Annotated in this window: 4 protein-coding genes; all 4 read right to left on the reverse strand. The window is 65.9% G+C overall.

The annotated features are described in order from the left end of the window. On the reverse strand, positions 1 to 557 hold a 557-nt coding region (locus HNQ81_RS17165; protein WP_183352639.1), incomplete at its 3' end, for an ABC transporter ATP-binding protein. A gap of 1 nt (position 558) precedes the next feature. After that, complete coding sequence (locus HNQ81_RS17170; protein WP_183352641.1) at positions 559 to 1764, reverse strand: ABC transporter permease; 1206 nt, start codon at positions 1762 to 1764, stop codon at positions 559 to 561. Further along, positions 1761 to 2912: an efflux RND transporter periplasmic adaptor subunit gene (locus tag HNQ81_RS17175; protein ID WP_183352643.1), complete on the reverse strand. Its 1152-nt coding sequence runs from the start codon at positions 2910 to 2912 to the stop codon at positions 1761 to 1763. Before HNQ81_RS17175 ends, HNQ81_RS17170 begins: the two co-directional genes overlap by 4 nt. After that, the coding region (locus HNQ81_RS17180) for a TetR/AcrR family transcriptional regulator (RefSeq protein ID WP_183352645.1) at positions 2909 to 3397 on the reverse strand (489 nt) is incomplete at its 5' end. The genes HNQ81_RS17175 and HNQ81_RS17180, both read right to left, overlap by 4 nt.

Raw genomic sequence — 3397 nt, forward strand, 5'->3', positions numbered from 1 at the left:
ACCGCCAGGGCCCGTTCGCTGTCGAGCGGGGCGGTCGGTTCATCGGCGAGGATCACCGGCGGACGGTTGACCAGGCCCCGGGCGATGGCCACCCGCTGCTGTTCCCCGCCGGAGAGTTGTGACGGCATGGCCCCGGCGCGATGCTCGACCTCGAGCGCCTTGAACAGCTCGATCGCCATCCGCCGCGCCTCGGGGTTGGGCCTGCCGGCGAGCATCGGCAGCAGGGCGACGTTGTCGGTGACATCAAGGAACGGGATGAGATACGGGGCCTGAAATATAAAGCCGATTTTATCGCGCCGCAGGGCGCGCAGGTCCTTGACCTTCCAGCCGCCATCATAAATAACCTCATCGCCCAGGGTCATCCGCCCGGCGGTCGGTTCGATGATTGCGCCCAGGCATTTGAGCAGGGTGCTCTTGCCGGACCCGGACGGTCCGACCAGGCCGACGACCTCGCCCGGGGCCACCTCCATATCCACGCCCTTCAAGGCATCGACGGCGGTATCGCCGCTGCCGTAGCGTTTTTTCAAGCCTTCGATGCGAATCCCTCTGCCATCCATGTCAACCTCCAACGGCCTCGGCCGGATCGACCTTCATCGCGGCGCGGATGGAGACGATGCTCGACAGCATGCAGATCGCCATGACGGCGCCGAAGCCGATGACCGAGTCGAGCGGCTGCAGCAGGACGTATTTGGGAAAGATCGGCGCCATCACCAGGGTGGCGGTGATCTTGCCGACCATGAAGCCGATCGCCCCCAGGGCGACGGCCTGTTGCATGATCAGGCCGACGATGGTGCGGTTCTTGGTGCCGATCAGTTTCAACACCGCAATCTCGCGGATCTTGCCCAGCGTCAGGGTATAGATGATGAAGGCGACGATGGCGGCGCTGACCAGCGACAGGATCACCAGGAACATGAAGATCTGCCGGGCCGAGGTGGCGATCATCTTGCCGATGAGGATCTCTTCCATCTGACTGCGGGTATAGACCGTCAGCCGTTTCCAGCGCCGGATCGCCTGCGCCGTTTCCTCCACCTCATAACCGGGTTTCATCTGCACTAGGACCGCGTTGACGTAAAGGTTGGTGCTTTGCGAGGCGATGACGGCCTCGAGGAGCCCCGGCACCTGGGGCCGGTTGAACGCCGGATTGGCGGCGGTGCGCTCGCGCTGCTGCCGGATCGCGTCGTTGTCCTTGAGAAACTGGGCCTCCTGGGCATCCTTCAGGGGGATGAAGACCATCGGATCGCCGCCGGAGGAGACCATCCGCCGGGTCAGGCCGACGACGGTATAGAGATTGCGGCGGATCCGGAGGCGGTCGCCGAGTTCGAAGCCTGTGGCGATGTCGGCCACCGCCTCGTAATGGCCCCGGGTGATCTGGCGGCCGGCGACGAGATAGGGCGGCCAGCCCGGGGTTCCCGGGGCGCCGGCGGCGATGCCGGCGACCATCGCCCGGACATCCCGGTCGCCCTGCCGCACCTGCATCGTGAAATAGGTGGCGTTGGCCGCCCGCGCGACTCCCGGCAGGCCGCGGATGCTCCGCCAGACATCGTCGTAAATGCTCGACGATTCGGCATACGGACCGAGGGTGTCCCGTTGCACCACCCACAGGTCGGCGCCGCTGTTCTCGAGCAGGGCCTTGCCGTCATCGACCAGTCCGCGGTAGATGCCGGCCATCGACAGGGTGATGCCGATCAGCAGACCCAGGCCCATGCCGGTGAAGACGAACTTGCCCAGCGAGTGCATGATATCGCGGCCGGCGAGACTGATCACGGTTTTACCTCCGTCAGGTGCTGAACCACGCGGATGCGGCTGCGCGGATGAAGGGTGTTGGCGCTGTAGACGACGATCTCGTCATCGACCTCGAGACCATCGCGCACCTGGACATACCCATCAAGATCGGCGACACCCATCGTCACCGGCGTGAAGCGCAGATCGCCATCGCTGACCCGCCACACCCCCAATTGGCCGTCGAGACGCTGGATGGCCGCGTTCGGAACTACCGGCCCGGCCGCAAGCGGCGGCAGATCGACGGTGACTTCGGCCAGTTCGCCGAGCGGCGGCAGCGGTTGCGGCAACTCGTCGAAGACCGCTTTGGCGAGGGTTTCCTCGGTCACCGCATCGGCCAGAGGCTCCACCCGCAAGACGCGACCGGCCCGGGACTCCGCGGCCTGCGAGCGCAGGACGATATGCGCCGGGAGATCGGCGGCCAGGCCATGGGCATTGATCTGATCGAAACGGACATTGATCCACAATTGATGAGGGTCGATCAGGTCGACGACGGCCTGGCCGGCGACGATCGTCGCCCCGGGATCGGCATGGCGGGCGGCGACCAGCCCGGCGGCCGGGGCGAGCAGGACAAGGTTCCGGCGTTGGGCGACCAGGGCCTCCAGTTCGGCCTCGACGCGGACCGATTCCGCACGCGCCGCCTTCAGACTCGCCTCGGCGACCTGGTATTCATTGGTTTTGGCGCCGGCGATCTCCTCGCTGGTCGTCTGCGCTTCCAGCAGTCTTTGATACCGCCGGGCCTGGGTCTGGGCGTAACCATGGCGGATCTGGGCTTCATCGATCTGGGCGGCGGTGCGCTTCAGCGCCGCCTCCAGGGCGCGGATCCGTTCGTCGAGATCGATCGGATCCATTTCGCCGAGAACCTGGCCGGCCTCGACCTGATCTCCGACCTCCACATCCAGAGATTTGACCCGCCCGGTGAAGGTCGGGCCGATCCGGTAGGTGTACCTGGCCTCGACGGTACCGATGCCGAACAGCGCCGGCGCAATCGAGCGGTTTTCGACCTTCGCCACCGTCACCGGCACCGGGGCCAGCGCCCCCGAGCGCAGGGCGACATAGACAAAGAGGGCGATCAGGGGCACAAAGCCGGCCAGCATCACCAGAGTCCGTCTCTGTATGGGGAAGCGTTTCATGATCTCCTCCTGATACCACGATGGTAGATGGTAAAGACCCGCGACGCATCATCGCCGAGGCGGCCGACGTCACCGGCCAGCAGTGACTGCACCACCAGCCCCTGCAGCGTGCCGATGAACAGGATGGCGGCGGCCTCGGTATCGAGGTCGGGGTCGAGTTCACCGATCGCCTTGCCCTGTTCGATCAACTCCCGCAGCCGCCCACCGTAGCGCTTGACCAGCGACTGCACCAGAGCCGTGGAGGCCGTCTGCGAGGTGTTCTGCAGCTCGGCGAACAGCAGATGGGGCACGCCCGGATGTTCGGCGACAAACGCGGCATGGGCCAGAAACATCGCCTCCAGCGCGGCGAGAGGCGAGACCGCATCCTCCGTCGCGCGCCCCAACCGGGCCAGCAACTCCTCCGCCACCCACTCCATCACCGCCGCCAGTACTGCGGCCTTGTTGGGAAAATGTCGGAACAGGGCCCCCTGGGTCAGTCCCATGCG

This window comes from Desulfoprunum benzoelyticum, from assembly GCF_014201505.1.
GTDB lineage: Bacteria > Desulfobacterota > Desulfobulbia > Desulfobulbales > Desulfocapsaceae > Desulfoprunum > Desulfoprunum benzoelyticum.

Coding starts and splice junctions, on each gene's coding strand:
- HNQ81_RS17175 (WP_183352643.1), bottom strand. CDS start 2,912: ATGAAACGCTTCCCCATACAGAGACGGACTCTGGTGATGCTGGCCGGC.